Here is a 23,261-nt window from a genome sequence, read left to right on the forward strand (position 1 = left end):
GCACGCTGGGTTCTTAGGGAGACGGCACTTGGTAACAAGTGTCGTCCACCCGACACTTTCGAGTTAGAAAGTGCCACAGGTAAAAATTTAATCCGAGAAGCTTTTGGACAAAAGTGAGCTAGAGTATTCTTTCAGATCTGATTACATCGATGTTAGAGAACTGGCAGATCACATCCTGACCTGACTAATCCGACTTACGCCTATATTCACTTATATTCGTGACATCTCCGTTCAAAGAGGAGTCATCAAGTGACTTGATTACCTCCTCTCTTTCATTAATCGGTATTTTAAAGAACAAAGCTGTTACTGTTTGATGATACTCAGACTGATATTCTTTTAGGGTCTTTTTTGCTTGATCTGCATCCTTCTTATAACGGGCACCCTCGGCTTTTAGCTCTCTATTTGAAGCCTCCAGTTTATCAACCTTTTCAGTCAAGCTCGCCACATCATCTGCACTATGGTTGTTGTTAGAACTAGCTCCCTCTATCACCTTCACAATATCAGGGTGATGACGAAGAGCACCAGCAGATAGTCCTGCTTCCTTTTCAACATTTGACTTATTTAGTTTTACAACTGTTTTGTTTCTCAATTCTTTGTGCGTGTAGGTTTGCTCTTTAATTCTAGAGATTGCATCGAGCAGCGATTTACGAGAAGCATCCTTATTACGTGCCATACTTACCTCTATATGTTTTTTACTGGGATCAACTGAACGACATCATCAGGTATCTCAAAGGCTTCAAATGGGAAGTGTAAATCAGACATAATTTTCTCTGCTGAGCGTATATCCATCACAAACTTCGAAGCTGAGCTACCATTTAACTCCCCTGATGCCTGCAAAGTTAATAGATTTCTCATTGCTGTCATTCGTATAGACTCCGCTTCGCTTGCATCTTCAATAATATCCCAGCCACAATCAGTACATTCTGAAAGATCAATAGCAGCTCTCATTGCGCACTGCCTCTTTGTACAGTACATACCCTTTCCAACGGCATGGACATGTACCTTGCCAGTTTTTATTTCCTCTTTCCAAAATCTAGCCGCAAGCTTCCTATTATTGACCCCTTGAACAAAGTAATTTTCATTCTCAATAACTTCCTTCAAAAGACTTTTACCTAATCCCCCTGCCAAGCGTTCTTTGTTTGCTAATTTGTTATAGGTACGAGACAGAATCTTAGCCGAACGCTCTACTCTTTCTTCTTCAATCTCACCATAAATTTTCTTAAGTGAGTGTGCATTTCTTGCGTACCAACGTGTCATAGCTATGGATATGTGACCCAACTGTTGCTTTAACTGTGGGAAGTCCATTAACTCAAGACCAATCAGGTAGTATGCGAAACTTCTTCGACATTGGTGGTTTGTATAAGGAAAGCTATCACCGACTTCAGGAAGTCTGCTATGTTCTGGGTTAGATGCTCTGAGGGCGTCTAAATCATGAGAGTTCAAAACAAATATATCTTTATGTACACGCTTTACAGTATCTCTAATTGTTTTTCCTAATCCAACTTTCTCAATAGGTCTTGGGTGGTACACCTCTGTTAAGGCAGCAAAGAATATACTGTTAGAGCCTTCCTTAAAGCGCTTACGATAAGGTCGGTGAATAGCGTTGAGAACATGAAAAGCCCGAAAACCTGTCCGATTTGTTATAAAGACGTCATCAGCGGTTTGAGAATCTAGAGTCAACTTTTCCTGCTTTGTTGTGAGTGCATAAATGGTATTTGCTCCTATTTTTATGTGATCCTGAGCACCATATACGGGAGACAATCCATAAAGCTCACTAATCCTCATACCGCTTAATGCCATCACTAGAAAAGCAGCAGAAGCCTGTAAATTACGAATATACTCAATAAAAATAGATCGCTTATTGAAATACCGAGAACCAACTTTTACAGCGAAATCGTTCCACACAGCAGACTTATTACCATTGTAGCTGCCACTAACACAACCCAGCCAAGTGTCGCCCCAACGGTCATCTTCCTGATTATCAACTAATAAAACCCCATGAGACTTAAAGTACCTCTCTATTACTCCAACTCTAGATTTATCAGCTATTACTGTCGATAGATCTATTGCTCCTGAACGAACCTTCGCCGTTAAATCATCTTTAATCCGCTCAGAATGCTCAAGGTAAGTTTCAATCGATTCCTCAAGATCTAATCTATTTTTGTATGCTTCACTGATTTCAGAAATAGCACAATTAACCATTTCAAAGTAAATTCTGAATGGGATAGCAAAGTGTTGATCAGGCTCCGCCGATGGCAAGCTAAAATGCTTCGGCTCCAACGATTTATTTATCTCGATCTGGATAGGTAATGGCTCTTGGCACTGAACTAACCTGTTAATCGCAGATAATACTTTATTACCCTTATCGTTAATGTTCAGACCGTTCTCTTGCAGTTGAAATATGGCATCTTCATCGATATCAGAAAAGCTAGTAATTCCAATTTCTGTAGCGTGTTTGGCTATCACTGTGAGCTTGCTAACCGTATCAACAATCGATAAATATGAGTATTTACCATATTCTGTCAGCAGCTCCACAGCAGCAAAACACTTGATTTCATTACGTATATTTCTTGGTAAAATATAACCATCAAAGCCTTTCTTTGTTGAATGGTTGAATAGCAGGCGATTTGTTTGATAGCCGTCACCTATCTGGCTTAACTCCCATATATTTTGCTCAAACAGCACAGGAAATTCAGAGTCATTAATTACAGCAAGAGACTCCAACTCATCCCAATTACCACGCTCAATTGCTGGCAAAAGTACATCATCAACATAATCAGTATCGATATCTTCAACAAACTCTTCAAAGCTAACTTTTGCGCCACTCGCTGTTTTAATAGTTTTCATAGAGCTCCCCTGTCAATCTACGCATACAAAAAATAGCGACCATTCGCCTCAAGCAAAGCCTCTGCTTCTTTCAGAACATTTTCTGATATGTTTTGAGATACGATTTCTTCAAATGCCTCGATTCGCTCTTCCAACTCCTCATTTTCAGGATGAAGATCAGCAGTATCAATTAGTGACTCTATAAATGACAAAAGTTTATATACCTGATTAGGTTCATCGACCAGTTTGGCATTGAGGCACTCATGGCATTTATCAAATTGGTAGCAATGGAGTTTTGATGAATCATCTATGACTCCCATTTTTTTTGCTGCTGCCTGAGCTAGCCTATCCTCTTGACCTTCGAACTCTGGCTTACCATCACAACATGTGCCATTGGGATTACTAGGCTTGCCTCTTTTCTTGTATTCGTCAAAAGAGAGCACTTCAACCTTCCAAGTATCCCTAACCTTTTGCTTTGCCTCTTCAAGCTCCACACCTTTAATAACCAGCTCAATTACATCTAATGCTTGTGCAATAATCTCATTATTTAGCCCCTGATGACCGTTGGCATAATGTTCTTCGAACACTTTTTTAGAGTTCTGGAGGACAGTCATAGCTGTGAGTTCAGAACCATGTCGATACTCGTTATCCGCTACGGTTTTGCGGAATCGTGTAGAATTTAACGTGCAAAAGAAATGGCTAGGTGTAAGCCCTATCCTCGATAGAAAAGGAGCAGTAACGGGGTACGAGTTAAAGAAGCTAGTTTCACCGCTCCGTCCTTGTGGAAATAGATAAGACGCACCCTTGGTAGGCTCAATATTATACTTCGAGTCATCAATACTTGATTTAGAAGTGTACTGATTGCCCTTTTTACGTTTTCTAAACAGAGGGTTTCTTGCTGTTGCCCAGTCTTCTATTTTCTGAACAACTGGTAAAAATGCCTCATCAAGGTAAAAGGTAATCACAGCGTTCTGAGCATCTTCTGATTCTGAGCTTATCAATGCTGAGGTACATGTCACTGTGATCTTCCCATTCTCATCAGGTGCTGAATAAAACAGTGGCAACTGAGCATGTCTTAATGATTGAGCCGTGAAGCATTGCATGAACGCAACTGAAAGACGAAGCATCAATGAAGTATGTTGATTACTGGTAGGCTGGTAATACTCTTTAGACTTTGAAATACGCCGAACACCCTCATCATCAACAACCCTTTTTACCTGCTCAACATAACTGTGCTCACAAAGCGAATTAATGCTCTCCGCCAACCTTTCCGCTAACCCGACACGCTTATCCGCAAATAGCTCTAACTTTCGTGGAACGTTATCATTTTTAAAGTCAGTTTTAAGTTCTATAGGCAAACCTTCATTATCTAGCTGATATAGCAACAAGCCGTGCTCATCAGGGTTAAAAGTAGATGATAGCTTCAGCAGCATGTTCAGAAATGCTGCTCCTGTACGTTTATCTACTCGTGCAGAGACTTCCTCTAATTCAGATTCGCCAATAACCCCTGTAACTTCCTTCGCAGCTCGACCTTTAAAGCCTTTGATAATGGCGTATTTTGAAACTTTTCCTTCGGATTTTTCCTTTATGAATTCAATTGGTCTTCGAACAGATGTAACTACAGAGTCATTGAAGGCCGTATAATGGCAAAAAAGGTGATAACCAATTTCCATCGAAAAATTAAATGCTTGATTTAGAGTCATTCCTTCTAGGAACAGTAGTTCCACATCAAGAGTTTGTTTTTTCGAGCTTAGTGCCGCCTGAGCTAGGCTATAGGCGATACCTTTTGAGTCATCTGAAAAACGCCCCGCCTCTTGTTCTGCAATTAAGATAGGTGCAAGCAAGAAAAACTTGTCATGCAAACGTCTAAGCACAATGTCATGCTCAACCTTACTGTAATTTTCAAGTGCCTTTTTGTTTTTACCTGTAACAGAGAAATCTTTTGAGCCTTTGTCCCACTCAAAAACATCTAAGCCCACTTGAGAGAACAAATTTTTAATCATTCTCTTCTTAGTAGCAGCAGATTTCTCGGAAACACCTACAATCTGTTTGTCGTCGTACATGTAATAGTGTGCATACTGTCGTTCTGCACACTCTACCAACCGCCACATGTTACCCTTTGCACCAAAATATGACTTCCATGACTCCTTGCTAAATACTGCCAATTGATGCTTATCAGCATTATTGATGAATGAACGTAAAGATATAAACAAATGCCGAGCGTAGCTGGTTCTATCTAACTCAAAGTGACTTTTTATACACTGCTTCAGTTTATCGATCACAGTCAACCTTGTGCCGCACTCAATCTTAGGCTGCTTAACATCAGCAAATAGATGGTCTAAACATGCAAGGTCAATTTTCGCATTGAAGCCTTGCCTTGTGAAAGCAATGACATCATTGTCGTATGGAGATTCTTTTCTATTCTCAAGGTCAGAGATGTATAAATCCGAGATATTACTTTTCGCCACGAGAAGCCTCTTGTGTTTCTTGATTCCTTCTCAAGGCTGCTTCCATGCTGAGCCTTAAGTCTTTTAAAAAATCGATATAAACCATTGTATCTGTCGAATCACTGTGTCCCATCAAGCTTTTCAGCTCGCTGAAAAAGAAGTCCAATGGCAAGTCAGAATCTCTCACTTTTTGCAGTAGAAAGTCTGTTGCAAAAGTTGCTCGTAAGTCATGGAACTTGTAGTACCAAGTTGTGTGAACAAGTCGAATTCCAGCTCTCAGATCTGACCATATTCCTTGTATAGTATTTGGGCTAATTGAACCTAGAAGGGTGCTCTTGCTGAGAAATAAGCGAGGCTCAAACTGGCTCCCCTCAGACAGCGTGCTTAACGAGTCAACTATACTTTGTCTACCTTCTGAAATCTTATAGTCATAGAGTGCTGTCATTAGAGAAGCTGGAATTTTAGTAACTCTTGAAAGGTCATTCTTAGTTTGGACACCATTTGATGTCTTTAGCGCTAGTTCGCACTCGACCTCGCCTAACGATGGTTGATAGATTGCTCCTTCATTTAATGAGGCAACTTCTTCAACTCGAACCCCTCCCTTGTAAGCCAGCTCAATCATTAGTCGGTTACGTACTGGAAACTCAGCTCGATGAATATAACTATCGAGCACCTCTAATTCATGCTCTGACAATGGTTTCAGCTTCTTATGAGGTGGGATTTTTGCAGAGCGAGGGAACTTATTCATGACGCTACTTGTTTGAACCAAAATCTCATGGTTTCTTTTTGTGTGACTCAACATATCGACGTTCTGTTTTGATTTACGAGGTATTCGCTTCAATGTGAATTCAAACGGTCTTACTTTATCAGACCAAACTAGTACACCTTCTCGGTTCATCCATTTGTAAAAATCGATAACAAATCTCATGTACGTTTTCGCTGTAGACAAGGCGAGATTTAATCCTTCATCATGCTCACCAATTACACACCGAACAAGAAAATCAGCAAATTCATGCCCGACACCGTCGGAAGGGTCTGCGAAGATATCTCTGTAAGATTTACCTGTTAATTCGAGCCACCGAGTAAACATCAACAGGGCTTGAGCACGAGTCCCAATAGACTGGGTTTTTCGAGCGCAGATTGTCAGATAAAGATTTTGTGGGTATACCAATTTACCTTCTGCGGTGACTATCTGAAGAAGCTCCTTTTCTTTCTTCTTGGAGCGAGATGAGCCATAAGGCTCTATCTCGCCATCATCATTAACTCTAACCTTTAGTTCAGGGTATAAGTCACACTTGAGAGTAGTAAGAACATAAGCATCATTCCCTCTAGTTCCACGAACAACTTCATCACTAGTCACGACTGCACCATTAGTCATAAAAACCCGCAAGACAAATCAAAAAAACACTATACAACATAGATTTATAACTAAAAATTAGCAAATTAAATCAAAAAAATAGAGAGTACATGTAGTTGAGATAGAGGAATGTGTTTACAGTTTCAGTGTAATGGATTGTATAATGCTCTTCACTTCAATGTCATAAAGAGAGAAAAGTATGGATTTTGTAAACGGGGCGATCATCGGGGGAGTTTTATATGACTTGGTATCATCTCCAATTAAACTAACGGCTAGCTACATCAAAGCTGGTTTGGAAAATGTGGTTCACCTTGACGATAAGATCGCCAATGTAATTGCAGAAGAACTATCTAAAGAAGAATACAAGAAGTCAGCATCTCCAGAAGAGCTAGCGGGGCTAATTGAATCATCAAAAGTCCTTCAGGAGATAATAGCCCAGTTAAACGAAAAACCTCAAACTGTAATCAACATTAATGCATACGGTAGTGGTGACGCATTTAATGGCGATAAAATAATGGGCGACAAAATCAACATCAGCGACAAGTAATCAGCCCTTCCAGTAAAACCTAACACCATCGCATACTAGTCAATCAAGGCTCAGCTAGAATGTGAGCCTTATCAATCCCCTAAGCAGACTTCGAGGTATCAATGAACACCTACAATATAACCAGTAACGGTACAGGTGACGCATTTGGCGGTAACAAAGTTATTGATGCTGAAGTTTTTATAGATAAGCTTCAAGTCCAGATCAATGATAACGTATCATTAAGTGCTATAAGTAGACCTATCATTGATGCTCTAGATGATTTCAGGCAAAACGACAATCATAGTGGGATACAAAAACTTAGCTTTCTCAGCATGATGGGGATGTTAGATGAAGAAGCAAAGTTGGCTATTGCATCCCTTAGAATCCTAATGAGTGAGGAAAGCCTTAAAGATGATGAACAACGAGTCGAAGGTTACTCTCAATCCGAAAACTACTCCGCATTTGCACAGGAGCTTGCAAACGCTGCAATACTTAAACTAATCGAAATTCGAAGCGGTAAAGAAGCAGCCAAAGCATACTTTGAAAGAATCCCTGAGCAAACAATACCTCAGTATATCTATTTACAAAGGCTTGCTACCGAGGACTATGTAGGTAACCTTGTAGACAGACAATCAGAGTTACCTGAGTTTATTCTTGGTGCTTTATTTGAAAAAACGCTCGAATATTCAATGCTAGCCGAAAGCCAAGGTATCCTTGACCTATTACAAAGCTTAAAACCTCTAGCTGATTTCAAACGAGAAAGAATCATTCTAGAGTGTGTTAATGCTAATGACTTTCTTAATAAAGATTATTTCTGTCTATCATCTGAAGCTAAGTCTAGGTTTGATAACTTACGAGACTCTCTCATTGAACTGATTGACAACAGTAAAACGCCTGACTTTAAGCTAATTAATATCCTTAGCCAGCTATTTCACTACACTCAATATACCTGTGCAATAGCGAGAGATTGTCTAGAAAAGAACCAGCCCAACATAGAAAAAAAAGACTACTTCAATAACGAAATGTTGAAGTCTGTGCTGACCAAAACTCCTCTAAAGGAGTTTGAAAATATACAATCGCTGTCACCAGAAGAACTTTCTCTAAAACTAATAAATCAAACCGATAAAAACTTCTGTAACTTACCTGTTGTTCAATTGCTCTACAAAAGTGAAGATACCGAGCTAATAATAGGAACTCTCGATAGGTTATCTGAACAAGACTCTATAGGGGCAAAGGCTAACCTACTAGCTCTGGCTGCTATAAGCTGTCCAATTTTATCAGCTCAAGAATTTCCTCATATTCAAATTGAAGACAGCATAGACAACTACTTTAAAGACGCAGATTTAAATATCTCCTTTATCGACAGTATTGCGTTTCACTTTGCACACAATGGACATGTAGAAGTAGCAGTAAAGCTTTATCAAGTAGGCTTTAGCGAACACTTTCCTTGGCTCTCAGAAGCTTATTTTTCATATCTAAACTTTTCATATCAAGCCAGACAGTACAATACCGTCATTCAACGCTTGTCTCATTTGAGTGAAGAGGAAAAACAGCAAGAAGAAATAACAACAATCTACTCTTTATTAGCCAATGAAGAAAAAGACTACGAGCTTGCAGCAACCTTACTTCGAAAGAACATAGAACGATATGAGGGTCGCACTCTAGAGGCATATGAAAAGAGGAATCTCATCTATTTATGGGGACAGTACTTAGAGACCGTCTATCAAGAAGATCCTAACAAAGCTCATGAGCTAACAAATGAGTTGCCCTCAAATATTTTTGATGAATTCTTTGGGGACTATTCATGGCGACTAATGTTTTATCATTCACATCGCATTGAAGACATTGCGAATAAAGTTCTCGATTGGTTCTTTGATGACCCGTATTCAAATGCGAAGCACTATTTCAAGTTAATTATGCACGCCAACCAAAATTTTTATGAACAAAATTGGTCTTTTAACTCAGCGAAATATACAAGTGCATACCATTACAAAGAAAGTCATAAATCGCATATAAAGATAGCGGTTCCCACGCATTCCGTAAAAAGCAACCCACAGTATCTAATTGATAATAAAGGAGCAATAGCAGAGAAGCTATACCCTATAATTGCTGCCTACCGCATAGCACAGAACATCATGGATGATGATGAAAATGAAGTGTTTCATATGCTAAGCCTTCCAGAAAATGCTACAGGTGAAGAGATATTAGCAGAAATAGATAAGCTAACATCCACTTTCAGGGAGCAGAGAGAGCGATTAGCTCCACAAATGAAGCAACCTCTCCCTATAGACATAAAATACAAGTATCTAAATGGTCAGAGTAACGTAGAGAAAGCAATGCTAGCAATACTCTGCGAAGGTGTCACAATCCACACAACTCCCATCAATGAGGATCACTATAAAGTTGGTTGCAGGGATTTCGTTATAGATGAAATCACAGCCATATATTTAGCATATATTGGAAACCAAGCTTTTAGTGATTGCACATGGCATATGACAAAGGCTGTGTATGAGGCATTATCACAATATTGTGACTTTCACAAAGATCAATTGCCGTTTTACCATGAATCACATGACACTGTGTACTTTGAAAGCGAAGGAGAGCGAAAAAACAGTGACGTACCGTCAAACGTCATTGAGAACCTATCAAACATCCTTCAAAGGACAGAGTCACATAGCGACAGCAACTTGGATATACCTCTTGATCTAAAGCTTAAATTTAGAGATCTATGTACCGAAAGCTTCCTACTAGGCATTGCATTAGCCGAAAAACTTGAAATTGGCTTCTTCTGCATCGATGCAGGGACTAGGAATATCCTGAAAAATTTTGCACCTAATTTAGAATCATTGATGCCTGAAGACTTCCAAGAAGTCATTGTTTCAAATAAAAGTCATGAGACTATCGAGAACTTACTTTGGTTAAATTATCACTCTAACATTAGTTCAATGTCATTCGAGAGCATGATGGAGTTGATACGTTGTGGGAGTAACGAACAATTAGCAGTACTGGTCAAATTTGCTCAATTTGACTGGGAAGAACAAAATATACTCAGCATGATCATTTCGTGCTTGCAAAGAATGGCTATTGAAGAGCTTTGCTCTGACAAAACTGAAGTCGTTGAGCAGCTCCTTATCAGGTTGATTGCCATGTTAACCAAGGCTGAATCAATCACAGATACTACTACCGATGCCTTAATTTATTTGTTACCTGTCCCTTTACTTCTAGATTTCTATCAACAACAAATCGAAGACATACAACCCGTTCTGAAAGCTCTGGTAGATATAACACCAAAGTTCACGGGCTGCATTTCAAATGCTCTGGAGCAAAATCGGCACTCAATACCGATGTTTTGGAAAAACTTCGCAGACAGGTGTGGTTTAGATGAGTAGAGTCTCAATCCACTTTTTTAATATATCTTGAAAAACATTTAAGTCATATTTTCACACCAATTTAATCACAACATTATAAGTCACTTTGGAGTTCCAACATTACACCTAAATGTTAACGTTCTTAAACGTGAAACACTAGAAGATGCCGTTGCTCACCCAGAGAACTACCCACAGCTAACAATCCGTGTTTCGGGTTACGCTGTACGTTTCAACTCTCTAACAACTGAACAGCAACGTGACGTTATCGCACGTACGTTCACTGAGTCTCTATAATTTTTTAGAGCCTGAATTAGAATACAAAAACGGCGCTCATTGAGCGCCGTTTTTATTTGTTCAGCAATACAGATGTACGTTAAGGTTGAACTCGACGAAGTACTGCTTTTAGCGCTTCAAAATCATTATCAAGATCTTCAGACAACAGCTCCATCGCCGCGTGTTTTGCTAGCGGGCCTGGCAGTTCAATATCTGTACCTAAAATATCATCAACCACTTCTTTGAACTTCGCTGGGTGCGCTGTACATAGGAACAAGCCAGTTTCGTTCTCTTGCAGTTGCTCTTCCAATAGACGGTAAGCAATCGCACCATGTGGTTCACATAGGTAACCCTGTGCTTTCAGGTCACGTACTGATTCAGCGCTCTGCTCGTCAGATACCTTACCTTTACCTAGTGTATCTAAGCCCCAACCTTTCAATTGGCAAAGCTCTTCGATACGTGGCCAGTTGTTTGGTTGGCTCACATCCATCGCGTTCGATGTTGTCGCAACCGTTGGTTTTGGATCCCATTGACCTGTTTCTAAGTAACGAGGAACCGTGTCATTTTCGTTGGTTGCAGCAATGAAACGCTTCACTGGTAGGCCAAGCGCTTTCGCTAACAGACCAGCCGTTAGGTTACCAAAGTTACCACTTGGCACAGAGATAACGAGATTTTCACGTTGATCTTTAGTCAGCTGAGAAGCCGCTTCAAAGTAGTAACAGATCTGAGCCATTAAGCGACTGATGTTAATAGAGTTTGCTGAGTTCAAGCCAATCTCTTTGCGCAGTTCAGCGTCGTCAAACGCGTCTTTTACTAGTGCCTGACACGCATCAAAATCGCCATCAATCGCGACAGTGTGGATATTCTTACCTAGCGTACAGAATAGCTTTTCTTGCAGTGGGCTGATCTTGCCTTTCGGGTAAAGGATCACAACATTGATATTTTCCATGCCGTAGAAAGCATGCGCAACAGCAGCGCCAGTATCACCCGATGTAGCCGTTAAGATTGTGATTTGACCGCCATCAGAAACCGCTGCCAAAGATTGAGCCATAAAACGGCCACCGAAATCTTTAAATGCTAACGTTGGACCGTGAAACAGTTCAAGTGCGTAAACACCGTCTTTCACTTGGTTGATCGGAGCTGGGAATTGGAATGCCGCATCCACTAGTTGATCAATCTGTTCTTTTGGTAACTCATCACCAATGAGAGCAGAAAGAATCTTTGAACTACGAGGGACAAAGTCCTCTGCAAGTAGTGCATCGATGTCATCGAACTTAGGCAGCTCTGATGGGAAAAATAGACCTTGATTACAGCCTAGACCTTGACGAACGGCTTGGCCAAAAGAGACTTGCTCATCGTTTTCTTTGATGTTGTACAGCTTCATAACTCACTTCCTGTAACGATCGAACCTTGCTTATCTAAGCGACAAACGTGGACGAATCCTTCTTCATTTTGTACGTAATTTTGTTCTAACCAACGCGCAACACGCTCGGCGACATCTTGTTCTTTGCAAATGCTAAACAGAGTTGGGCCACTACCAGAAATACCAGTAGCTAATGCACCTGCCGATAACGCGTATTTACGAGCGTCAGCAAACCCTGGAAGCAGTTTCTCACGATATGGTTCAGCGATCACGTCTTTGATCATCTTCGCCGCCAGTTCAGGTTGGCCTGAGTGACACGCGTGGATAAAGCCCGCTAAGTGGCGACCATGAGCAATGATATCCTGACGACGATATTGAGATGGTAGGATCTCTCTCGCTTCCGCCGTAGATACTTTAATGCCCGGATAAGCCATCACCCAATACCAGTCATCAAAACACGGGACTTCTTGGCTAATGATGCCTAGCTCCTCAAGCATTAATTGCACACCACCAAGGTAACATGGCGCAACGTTATCGTAGTGAATACCGCCTGAAATCTTACCTTCCATTTCGCCCATCAGAGCAAGCAGTTCAGTTTCATTCAGAGGCTGACCGTGAAAACGGTTTAGCGCATCAAGCGCCGCTACGATTGAACATGCGCTTGAACCTAAACCAGAACCAATAGGCATGTTCTTTTCGAGTGTCATTTCCAAAGGCTTAAGCGTAACACCTTTTTTATCTAGCTCTCTAGAGAACACCACCCAGCAGTCGTAGACGATGTTTTCTTTTGCTTCAGTTGGCAGCTTAGAAACAAAGCTGCCTGCTGTTTTTAGTGAGAATGGTTGATCGCCAGCTTTAACCATTACTCGGTCACCAAGCAATGTGCCATCCACTGGAGACACAGCGGCCCCCAGCACATCAAACCCTACACTGACATTACCGATTGATGCCGGAGCATAAACGACAACATCCATATCACTTGAACTCATTCCTAAACTCCTAATTTCCAACCAAGAGTACGCATCACATCAGAGAATACGCCTGCTGCTGTAACTTCAGTACCTGCACCGTAGCCACGTAGAACGAGTGGGATTGGCTGGTAGTAACGGCTGTAGAATGCCAGAGCGTTCTCGCCATCTTTAATCTTGAACATCGGGTCGTCGCCATCAACAGCAGCGATACGAACCTTACATTTACCATCGGTGATCTCACCCACATAACGAAGTACTTTGCCTTCTTCTGCTGCGATAGCTGACTGCTCTTTGAAATAAGCATCCGCTTCTGGCAAGCGAGCCATAAACTCGTCAACCGTACCCGAATCATCGAAACCTGGTGGCAATGCTTGGTCAACTTCAACGTCTTCAAGTTCAAGTGCCATGCCAGCTTCACGAGCAAGGATAAGTAGCTTACGCGCGACATCCATGCCTGATAAATCGTCACGAGGATCTGGTTCAGTAAAGCCGTTGTCTTTAGCAATGTTTGTCGCTTGGCTTAACGTCATGCCTTCATCAAGTTTACCGAAGATGTAAGACAGTGAACCAGAAAGGATACCGTTGAACTTCTCAAGTTCATCACCTGCAGAGATTAAGTTCTGTAGGTTTTCGATTACCGGCAGACCTGCGCCTACCGTTGTCTCGTACATTAGCTTACGACGTGAGTTACGTGCCACTTCACGAAGCTGATGGTAGTAAGCCATGCTTGCAGTGTTCGCTTTCTTATTTGGTGTTACCACGTGGAAACCAGCCGCTAGGAAGTCTGCATATTGCGCAGCAATACCTTCGCTAGACGTACAGTCAACCAATACAGGGTTGATGATGTGGTTACGTTGAACCAGAGCCGCTAAGCGAGCTAGGCTGAACTCTTCTGTCGCGCTCGACATGCGGTCACGCCACTGCTCTAGCGGTAGGCCATCGCTGTCTAACAACAAACCTTTGCTGTTTGCCAAGCCACATACGCGAATAACTATACCTTTTTCAGCCAGTTTGCCTTGCTGACGTTGAATCTGGTCAACAAGCTCACCACCAACGCCACCAACACCCACAACGAATACGTCAAGGAAGTGCTTAGAGTTAAATAGGTTTTCGTGACACGCTTTGATCGCTTCTGAGATTTTATCTTCAGGGATAACCGCAGAGATAGCGCGCTCTGAAGAGCCTTGAGCAATAGCAACAATGTTAACGTTCACTTCGGCTAAAGAAGAGAAAAACTGAGAAGCAACACCGCGTGAAGTGCGCATACCGTCACCCACCAGTGTCACTATCGCTACGTCGTCCATGAATTCAACCGGCTCTAACAAGCCATCTTTGAGTTCAAGTTCAAATGCGTCAGACAGTACTTGCTTCGCTTTTACTTTGTCTGCTGACTCAATACAGAAGCTGATGCTGTATTCAGAAGAAGATTGAGTAATAAGGATAATAGAAACGCCAGCAGAAGACATCGCGCCGAATACACGGCTCGCCATGCCTACCATGCCCTTCATGCCAGGGCCTGATACGTTAACCATCGTTAGGTCACTTAGCGTAGTAATACCTTTGATTGCTAAGTTATCTTCGCCAGTGTCTTGGCCAATCAAAGTACCTGCACCCTGAGGGTTAAAGCTGTTTTTGATCAGACAAGGAATGTGGAATTGTGCGATAGGCGCGATAGTCTTCGGGTGAAGAACCGAAGCGCCAAAGTAAGAAAGCTCCATCGCTTCTTGGTAGCTTAATGACTTAAGAAGACGAGCATCGTGTACTAAACGCGGGTCGCAATTGTAAACACCATCTACGTCTGTCCAAATCTCACAGTAATCGGCACGAAGACACGCCGCCAATACCGCTGCAGAATAGTCAGAGCCATTACGGCCAAGCGTGACTAACTCGCCTTTATCATTACCAGCAGTGAAGCCCGGCATGATGTTAACGTGACCTTGTGGAAGTGGCGATTGACGGAAGTTCTGAGTTGACACATCCACATCCACCATAGCTTCAAGGTGATCACCTTTAGCGTATAGGTATTGAACTGGGTCAATCAGGCTTGCTGGTTGGCCTTTCGCTTCAAGTACCGCTTTCATCAACTGGATAGAGATTCGCTCACCTTTACTGATGATGCGAGCATTGACGTGGTTCGGGCACATACCAAGTAAGTTGATGCCGTTCACGAACTGCTTCAACTGAGCAAGAGAGGTATCGACCTGCTCTTGGAATGCCGAACCATCGATAGAAGGAACGACGGCTTTGATCTCTGTAAACAGTGAAACAAATGATGATTCGATCTCTGCAATTTGCGTATCGGCTTCACCATGTTTCAGTGCAGCTTCAATAACAGCGACCAACTTATTGGTTGTTTTTCCTGGAGCCGACAGTACAACAGCTAGCTCTTCTTGCTGGGCATTATTAGCGATGATATCAGCCGCTCGTAAAAAACGATCGGCATCAGCTAATGATGAACCTCCAAACTTTAAAACGCGCATCCCTTTCTCCATAAGTCATAAAAATGGTACAAAAAAAGGCCTGTATCTTGTTGGATACAGGCCTTTTTTTTAAAATCCGTTACTTAGCAGCCTGCCCCAACAATGTTAATGTCGGTAATAATAATGGTTGTGGTCATTACTAGGTGGCGTACGTGCTGCATATCAAATTCTCTGCTTGTGCTTTACTCTACGTGTATCAATTTTTACCACTAGACGTCAATGAAAAGTTGCGTTTTTTTTACATTCACACCGCTTTTCAGAGCAAACCGCCATTTAAGGGATAAAACATCCCGTTTACACCTTCAATTCAGATACTGGGTTTCCCCTTCAGAACAAGAAAGGTAACTAGGATCATATAAAGTCATGACAAATTTACATATCACTTGGGCGGCGAACATACAGGTTTTGTGCTTTAATTAACCGATAGCGTTTTTAAAACAACAATAATGATATCAGGAGTGGGGAAGTGAAGAGATTGCTTATTCTTTTAATCTTTGCTGCGCCTGTTGTTTGTTCAGCAAATAGCTTGCCTCTGTTGAGCAATCTGCCTCTACTACCCGCTCAAGTTGATCGCTCTTCTCATAAATTCTTTATTTCAACTCAAAATGCCTCGAGTGAAAGCTTTGACACTTGGAAGATCGACAGTGGCTACTCTTATAGCTTGTTTGCTGATGTCGATCTTTATGTCGGTACACGTATTAACAGTGCTTCACTGAAATATGAAAGCGGATTCTTGAGTGGTGTCAGTTATCAATTCTCAGAAAAGGTCTCTTTCAACAGTTCGTTGCATACCTATAAAGATGAAGAAGAGGACAGCGAAAATTCGGTAGCAGCAGAAATTTCAAGCCGAGTACAACTGACTGATAATTTAGATCTGCATGCCACCCTTGATTATGAAGAGTGGCAGCAAGGTGTTGAAGTCGGATTAGGGTTTCGCTTCTAATTCAATAAGCTTGTTACCCATTAACAATTGCGAATCAAATCGCCGTTATGATTCAAGCAACAGCTCCGACGAAATTAACACGCCATTCCAATCTGCATAAATGTAATCACCAGGCTGCACCAACTGGTTATGTACTGTCAGCGTCACGTTCACTTGGCCAACACCACGCTTCTCAGTTTTGAATGGTGATGCACCTAGAGCTTGAACGCCCAAATCCATTTGCGACATCATACCAACATCACGCACAGCACCATTAACAATCACGCCTTCCCAGCCATTTTCTATCGCGAGAATAGCAAGTTGGTCACCAAGCAGCGCTTTCTGGCACGAGCCATTTCCGTCAACAACCAGCACTTTACCGCTGCCGTCGGTTTCTAAAACCTCGCGAACCTTAGAATTATCGTGATAACAACGAACTGTTACAATTTTTCCCCAGAACGCACCACGTTGACCAAAGTTCTGTAGCGGCAGGTTCAGTTGGGTAACTTTGCTTTCAAACTCATCACATAAGTCTGGTGTTATATCGTGCATATATCCTCCGTGAGTAAGGCACTACCTATAAAACAAGGTAAACCTCTATGCTTTTATATGTAATTGAACTTAATCCTTTGTTTTCATCATATTATGCTCAATTCAATAATGAATAAAAATTTGATTAAGCATATTTATCTACTAGACTATCGGAACAGCTTGGCTTCCTTGGTTCATTATCATGTCTTAAACAAGTCAGATATGAGAACAATCACGAATAACCATTCTGGTTTGCTATTAAATAATCAACCATAATATCGGTTAAGTTGTAGCCATACTATTAAAGTTTGTTGCGATTCGGCAATTGATGTAAATCAACAAAGTGAATGGAATTAACATTCTCACGTTGTTAGCATGCTGTTAACATTATAGAATCCTCTACAATCACTAAGAGAATGATTAAAAGGCGTACTGGATCTACGTTATTGGGCAATACTTCAAGGAAGGCAGATAACTGGAAGTAAGTGTTTTTTTGAAAACTTTAAGTTATCATCAAAATTACATTACCTGTATGTTATGTTTTTGCCTAGAATTTATTCTATTAGCACAGTTTCGTCACAAATTTAGGTACCGCCAAATGCAAACCCCGCAGATTCTGATCGTTGAAGATGAGCAAGTAACTCGTAACACTCTAAAGAGTATTTTTGAAGCAGAGGGATATGCTGTTTTTGAGGCTAGCGACGGTGAAGAGATGCACCAAGTGCTATCTGACAACCAAGTTAACCTTGTAATTATGGACATCAACCTTCCAGGTAAGAATGGCTTACTACTTGCGCGTGAACTACGTGAGCAAGCAAATGTAGCACTTATGTTCTTAACGGGTCGTGATAACGAAGTTGATAAAATTCTTGGCCTAGAGATAGGGGCAGATGATTACATCACTAAGCCTTTCAACCCTCGTGAACTGACTATTCGTGCACGTAATCTTCTTAACCGTTCAATGAGCACTAGCTCTATTCAAGAAGAAAAGCGTAGCGTTGAAAAGTACGAGTTCAACGGTTGGGTACTAGATATCAATAGCCGTTCTCTAGTTAGTCCAGATGGCGAAGGCTACAAGCTACCTCGTTCAGAGTTCCGTGCTCTACTTCACTTCTGTGAGAACCCAGGTAAGATCCAAACACGAGCAGACCTTCTTAAGAAGATGACTGGCCGTGAGCTTAAGCCACACGATCGTACTGTAGACGTGACAATTCGTCGTATTCGTAAGCACTTTGAATCCATTTCTGGTACGCCAGAAATCATCGCAACGATTCACGGTGAAGGCTACCGCTTTTGTGGTGACCTAGAAGACTAATTTGATTACGCTTCTGCCCGTTTAGTCCTTCTAACCGGTTAGCACTTCTAACATCAGAAGCACAATCAATCGTTATTAAAAAGGGAGATGCCAACGCATTCTCCCTTTTTTATTGATCATGAATCCGAAAGGTCTAGTAGACAGTATCAACCTTCACATCTTTCTCCACTAACCACTTTACGATTTCGCCATCTCTAAGTTGTACTGCAACATCAACAGCTTTCTCACTTTCGATATCTAGCTGCCATACAAAAGCGACTTCCCACTGAGTTTCACTTTGAATTCTCAAATCAAGATCGTCAGCCGTTACCAGTAAGGTATCCGCCCCCTGCTTAACTGTAACACTCTCGACAGCAAGCGTTGCTGGTAATTGAGAGGTTGACTCTAGATAAATAACACCATGCAAAGTCTCATCTTGATCCTCTCCAATCATCGGCATTTTATTTAGCCAAAGGTTGCTTTTCATTGTGACTATCGCGGTTGAGACTTCAACCTGAGTACCTTTTTGCCATTCTACTTGTGGCGTAGAACAACCCGCTAATGCCAACACACATGCGGAAAATGCTAATTTTTTCATTATTCTTCTACCTTTGGTTTAACCAACTTTTTAGGACTTCAATGTCATTCTGATATTCATTATTAATTTCATCCACCCAATCTGAAATATTCTCCCACCACGCAGGCAGATCGGGAGATTGCGCTTTCTGAGCGACTTGCTGTATGCGTTTAAGGCCAATTGAACCTGCCGCACCTTTAATCTTATGCGCTTCAGAAACGATGCTGGCTTGATCTTTCGCGACCATATTGGAGTTCAATATTTCCATATACTCCGGCATCATATCTTCAAACATCGCTATGCTATCTAAAACCGGTTTCGGCCCAACAATATCAACGTAAGACTCTAGCATATCAATATCAAGCAAAGCGGTGTCAACCAATGAAATAGTAGGCGTATCCTCTGCTACTTTCTCGATAACCTCGGGAACACCTTCGATCAATTTGCTGATCACATCTTGAATAGCACGAACAGATAGTGGTTTACTGATCGCTTCATCCATGCCTTTTTGTAGGTATTCTTGCTTGTTATTTAAAACATTCGCGGTTAATGCGACCAAAGGAGGTAACTGACTGTATTTCTCTCGGTAATACTGGGCGATATCAAAGCCTGTCATGTCAGGTAATTGAATATCTAACAACACCAGATCGTAGTCTTGTGGGTTGAATACGATTTGAGCCTCTTTACCTGTCATCACCACTGTCACTTCGTGACCTAGGCTTTCAAGTAGAGAGCGAGCCACCGTGATATTAAGTTCAATATCTTCGACCATGAAGATCTTAAGATGCGATTGCTTTCGTGGTGCTTTAATGAGTGCTTGAGTGTCGTGATTAACAGGAACTCGAATCGAAACGGTAAAGGTACTGCCAAAGCCTTCTTCACTGGTTACTTCGATGTGACCATCCATCATGTTGATCAGCTGCTGAGATACCGCGAGGCCAATACCTGTACCCACCGCATGCAGATTATCCGTTCCAGATTTCACCTGATAATACATCGCGAAGATCTTCTCGATTTCACTTTCAGGTATACCAATGCCGGTGTCTTCCACTTCCATAGTAATGTTAGCAAAGTCGCCATCAATATCGGCGCTAACTGTCATTACCACACCACCATCTTTGGTGAATTTCATCGCGTTGCTGACGAGATTCCACAGCACTTGTCTCAGGCGAGTACCATCCACTTCAACCGCAGCAGGAAGGTCGGATAATCTTTCTAAATCAAACCTCAACCCTTTTTGCTCCGCCATCAATGCAGAAATACTTTCGATCTCGACAACAAAGTCTTCAAAGTTGATCGGCGTTGGGAATAACTCAAGCTTACGACGATCGAATTTGTCCATATCAATAATGTCGTTAAAAATATTACCCAGAGTCACCGCACTCACCTTGATGGTTTGCATGTGCTTGCGCTGCTCGGTAGTCAGCTGGCTATCTAATAGCATGCGGCTCAAGCCAATAATACCGTTGAGCGGCGTTCTTAACTCGTGACTAATGGTTGAAATGAACGTGGTCTTGTCCCGACTGGCTTTCTCTAGCGACTTTTGATGCTCTCTACGTTCAGTAATATCACGTCCATAGCCCACTAAGCCCAAGTGACGCCCATCTTTGCTGTAAAAAGGCACCTTACGCAGCTCGAAATAGCTTTTTCGCCCATCAGGGTATTCTAGCCATTGGTCATAGGTCAGGGCCTGATTATCAGCAAACACTTTTTTATCAGTTTCAACAACTTGTTGAGCGATCTCTTTGCTGTATACATCCCAAGGTGTCAAACCAACCAGATCTTTTTCTGTTTTTCCAGTGAGTTCTTCAACCGCGCGGTTACAACCTGAAAACACACCATCTTCATTACGATAGTAGATAAGGTCGGGTGAAGCGTCGATAAACGAGCGCAGGAGTGCGGTACGTTCTGCTAATTCAAGCTGAGTTCGTTCACGCTGAAACACCTCATTTTCTAAATCCTGCATCGCTTCAGCACGTGCTTCTTCCGCTTTTTCTCGCTCTTCAATTTCTTGATTAAGCTTCTCGATATTAAGTTGTAACTGGCTATTTAGCTCTTGGTCTCGCTCACGCATATCGCCAAGCTTAGAAACCAGCTTCGCCAATCTTTGACGAGACTCTTCCAGTTGATCAACAACCACTGAAAGAAAATAAACCGCCCATGGTGTAATGACTAAACCGAAGAAAGCAGAACGAATAATGTCGATATCATCAACATTACCTTTGAGTGCGAGGGTTATGCCGACCTGCACAACTACGGCGAGGGCAACAAGCGCTAAGGCAAGCAAGATAGAAAAGCGGACAATTCCCAATTTTACGAGTAGATCCACGTAATATTGAGCAAGATTTTTCATGGGTTTCATTTAGCGCTCCATGCGATAAGACTAGCAGTATTCTACCTTGTTTGAAGGTAGGAGGTAAGCTAGCTACATCACATGCAGCAAGAGATCCAACGCAATATCATGGTTAATGAATCAATATAAATATTAACGAAGCCAAAATGCACCTGTTAACAAAATCACAGAGTTTATAAGGTTAATGAGTTGAAGAAGGGTGCACAATCGAACGATTTCGACCCTCAGACTTAGCTTGGTAAAGCGCACTATCTGCTAAGGCAACCGCCGACTCCATTTCGTCACCGGGCATCGGTATATAAGAGATGATACCGATGCTGACAGTGATGAATTCAGAGACTGTCGACTTCTCATGATCCAATTCCAATTTAAGGACTTCATCATGGATACGCTGTGCCACCAGCTGAGCACCTTCGGTTGTCGTGTTTGGCAGAATAAAGCCGAACTCTTCACCACCATAACGAGCCACGCAATCAGAAGAGCGATTGAGTACCTGCTTAAATGCCTGAGAAACTTTAATCAACGCATTATCACCTTGTTGATGTCCGTAAAAATCGTTATACCCCTTAAAAAAGTCGATATCACACAGCATAATGGTCAATGGCAACTTTTCTCGAGCATGGTAATACCACAATGCCGACAGCTGCTCATCAAAACGGCGTCGGTTCGAAACCGAAGTTAAGCTATCCATGAAACTGAGACGTTCTAGCTCAAGGTTGGCTTCTTCAAGTTTTTGCTCTGCTAGATAGCGCTCGGTAATATCACGCGCCATAATCAACACACCATTTGTACTCGATGCCGGATCCTTAAACGGTGATTTCACCACATCATACCAAGTGCACTCACCATCACTAGAAACAACCTTATCGATATAGCGTAATGATTTGCCTTGATGAAGCACTTGGTGATCAGTATTAGAAAGGCGCATATAAATATTGTTTGGCACTACATCTTGCAAGCGCTTACCAACTAAGTCACTCACTTCAGAGATACCAAGAGCTGTAACAAACGGCTTGTTACACGCTTGGTAAACCATATTTTCGTTAAAGATACCGATAGAGTCAGGGCTTGCTTCTAAGATATTTTGTAAAATGGTGTCACGTTGAGCAAGCGCAACCTCAGTGTCTTTTCGCTTTTCCATTTCGCCACGCAGTTTTTGCTGCATATCATGCCAATCGGTCACATCATGACTGATAGAAAGCGTACCAATCGCTTCCCCATCTTGAGAAAGTAAAACGCTTTGATAGGTTTCCAGCAAACAGCCCTTTCCATCTTGGTCTGTGGTCCATGATCGCTCACTCACTCGGCCTTTTAGTGCATCATTGGAAACACTCAAAGTGCCCTCTTCAGGGCGACCATACCAAAATTTTTTAAACGAACGATTACTAGCGACCAACTCACCCTTCTGATTTTTCACATAGATCAACTCAGATAAAGAGTCCAAAGCAGTGCGTGCGACATTAAGCTCACGAACCTCTTGGGATAGTTCTTCATTGGTATTGTTATAAGGCGAGGCATGAATCATCCAAGCCCTTTTGCCTCTAAAAAGGATCCTGCGACCAACCAAGTTGATCTTAAAATGCTCAAATTCAGAAAGTGTCCAAATTGAGAGTTGTTCAAATGATTGAGAGTTTATGTGATTGGCTAGGTGATGACGGAAGCTGTTTTCACTTTCTACGGTAGGGAAACGAAAGTTAACGCCAAGCTGGCGGATGCCAAGCAACTGCATGGCTTGGCGATTGGCATATAAAATCTCACCACTTCGAACATCAACAAAATAGAGGGGTGATGGAGTAGCAACTAGAAGTTTTTCTATATGTAACTGATAACGTGAATAAAGGTGCCAGCAGATGAGGATAGTCAGCAATACGATAACGATATAGATGCCGTAGCCATATGCTCTATCCCACAACCAAGTCATAACCAGTTCCATTTACTCTCAATCTATACCATCAATTCTGTAAGGGGGAAAT

Annotated in this window: 15 protein-coding genes, 1 pseudogene and 1 other annotated feature; of the genes and pseudogenes, 5 read left to right on the top strand and 11 right to left on the bottom strand. The window is 41.8% G+C overall.

The genetic code is table 11. The annotated features are described in order from the left end of the window. Nucleotides 1-184: 184 nt before the first annotated feature. From ACED48_RS04685 to ACED48_RS04700, 4 genes are read right to left on the bottom strand one after another with little or no spacing between them, the layout of a single operon-like run. On the bottom strand, nucleotides 185-673 hold the full coding sequence (locus tag ACED48_RS04685) for a hypothetical protein (RefSeq protein ID WP_017056087.1): 489 nt from the start codon (nucleotides 671-673) through the stop codon (nucleotides 185-187). Nucleotides 674-681: 8 nt separating this feature from the next. Beyond that, on the bottom strand, nucleotides 682-2,847 hold the full coding sequence (locus ACED48_RS04690) for a site-specific integrase (RefSeq protein ID WP_017056086.1): 2,166 nt from the start codon (nucleotides 2,845-2,847) through the stop codon (nucleotides 682-684). Nucleotides 2,848-2,864: 17 nt separating this feature from the next. Next, complete coding sequence (locus ACED48_RS04695; protein ID WP_017056085.1) at nucleotides 2,865-5,294, bottom strand: hypothetical protein; 2,430 nt, start codon at nucleotides 5,292-5,294, stop codon at nucleotides 2,865-2,867. Continuing rightward, nucleotides 5,281-6,651 carry a site-specific integrase gene (locus ACED48_RS04700; protein ID WP_017056084.1) on the bottom strand — a complete coding sequence of 457 codons (1,371 nt, stop codon included), beginning with the start codon at nucleotides 6,649-6,651 and terminating at the stop codon, nucleotides 5,281-5,283. The genes ACED48_RS04695 and ACED48_RS04700 overlap by 14 nt, the downstream gene beginning before the upstream one ends. A 178-nt stretch (nucleotides 6,652-6,829) precedes the next feature. On the opposite strand from ACED48_RS04700, the gene ACED48_RS04705 reads away from it, so the two are divergent. From ACED48_RS04705 to ACED48_RS04715, 3 genes and pseudogenes are all read left to right on the top strand, one after another. Then, nucleotides 6,830-7,177: a hypothetical protein gene (locus ACED48_RS04705; protein WP_017056083.1), complete on the top strand. Its 348-nt coding sequence runs from the start codon at nucleotides 6,830-6,832 to the stop codon at nucleotides 7,175-7,177. 101 nt (nucleotides 7,178-7,278) lie between these two features. Then, the gene (locus ACED48_RS04710; RefSeq protein ID WP_017056082.1) at nucleotides 7,279-10,545 is read left to right on the top strand and encodes a hypothetical protein; all 3,267 of its coding nucleotides are present in this window, start codon (nucleotides 7,279-7,281) and stop codon (nucleotides 10,543-10,545) included. A gap of 102 nt (nucleotides 10,546-10,647) precedes the next feature. Next, a pseudogene (locus ACED48_RS04715) lies at nucleotides 10,648-10,818 on the top strand (autonomous glycyl radical cofactor GrcA); the annotation flags it as partial. Between the two features lie 79 nt (nucleotides 10,819-10,897). Here ACED48_RS04715 and thrC read toward each other — a convergent pair. From thrC to thrA, 3 genes are read right to left on the bottom strand one after another with little or no spacing between them, the layout of a single operon-like run. Continuing rightward, the gene (gene thrC, locus ACED48_RS04720) at nucleotides 10,898-12,181 is read right to left on the bottom strand and encodes a threonine synthase (protein ID WP_017056081.1); all 1,284 of its coding nucleotides are present in this window, start codon (nucleotides 12,179-12,181) and stop codon (nucleotides 10,898-10,900) included. Beyond that, the gene (thrB, locus tag ACED48_RS04725) at nucleotides 12,178-13,134 is read right to left on the bottom strand and encodes a homoserine kinase (protein ID WP_032547891.1); all 957 of its coding nucleotides are present in this window, start codon (nucleotides 13,132-13,134) and stop codon (nucleotides 12,178-12,180) included. Before thrB ends, thrC begins: the two co-directional genes overlap by 4 nt. Before the next feature lie 17 nt (nucleotides 13,135-13,151). Beyond that, nucleotides 13,152-15,611, bottom strand: coding sequence for a bifunctional aspartate kinase/homoserine dehydrogenase I (gene thrA / locus ACED48_RS04730; RefSeq protein WP_017056079.1), 2,460 nt, complete (start codon nucleotides 15,609-15,611; stop codon nucleotides 13,152-13,154). A gap of 29 nt (nucleotides 15,612-15,640) precedes the next feature. Further along, nucleotides 15,641-15,759: a sequence feature (Thr leader region), on the bottom strand. Nucleotides 15,760-16,077: 318 nt separating this feature from the next. Between thrA and ACED48_RS04735 the strand changes: the two genes are divergently transcribed. After that, a complete protein-coding gene (locus tag ACED48_RS04735; RefSeq protein WP_017056078.1) occupies nucleotides 16,078-16,554 on the top strand; it encodes a ribonuclease activity regulator protein RraA in 477 nt (158 codons plus the stop codon). Between the two features lie 45 nt (nucleotides 16,555-16,599). Here ACED48_RS04735 and ACED48_RS04740 read toward each other — a convergent pair whose 3' ends face one another. Then, nucleotides 16,600-17,085, bottom strand: a complete 486-nt coding sequence (locus ACED48_RS04740; RefSeq protein ID WP_017056077.1) for a putative 4-hydroxy-4-methyl-2-oxoglutarate aldolase — start codon at nucleotides 17,083-17,085, stop codon at nucleotides 16,600-16,602. Nucleotides 17,086-17,662: 577 nt separating this feature from the next. Between ACED48_RS04740 and arcA the strand changes: the two genes are divergently transcribed. Next, nucleotides 17,663-18,379 carry a two-component system response regulator ArcA gene (gene arcA, locus ACED48_RS04745; RefSeq protein WP_017056076.1) on the top strand — a complete coding sequence of 239 codons (717 nt, stop codon included), beginning with the start codon at nucleotides 17,663-17,665 and terminating at the stop codon, nucleotides 18,377-18,379. A gap of 133 nt (nucleotides 18,380-18,512) precedes the next feature. Here arcA and ACED48_RS04750 read toward each other — a convergent pair whose 3' ends face one another. The 3 genes from ACED48_RS04750 to ACED48_RS04760 form a co-directional block, all read right to left on the bottom strand. Then, nucleotides 18,513-18,956, bottom strand: a complete 444-nt coding sequence (locus ACED48_RS04750) for a hypothetical protein (protein ID WP_017056075.1) — start codon at nucleotides 18,954-18,956, stop codon at nucleotides 18,513-18,515. 7 nt (nucleotides 18,957-18,963) lie between these two features. Then, complete coding sequence (gene arcB, locus ACED48_RS04755; protein WP_017056074.1) at nucleotides 18,964-21,297, bottom strand: aerobic respiration two-component sensor histidine kinase ArcB; 2,334 nt, start codon at nucleotides 21,295-21,297, stop codon at nucleotides 18,964-18,966. A gap of 172 nt (nucleotides 21,298-21,469) precedes the next feature. Beyond that, a complete protein-coding gene (locus ACED48_RS04760) occupies nucleotides 21,470-23,221 on the bottom strand; it encodes a diguanylate cyclase (RefSeq protein WP_017056073.1) in 1,752 nt (583 codons plus the stop codon). Nucleotides 23,222-23,261: the final 40 nt, after the last annotated feature.

This window comes from Vibrio sp. 5S239 (assembly GCF_041439575.1).
GTDB classification, from domain to species: domain Bacteria; phylum Pseudomonadota; class Gammaproteobacteria; order Enterobacterales; family Vibrionaceae; genus Vibrio; species Vibrio kanaloae.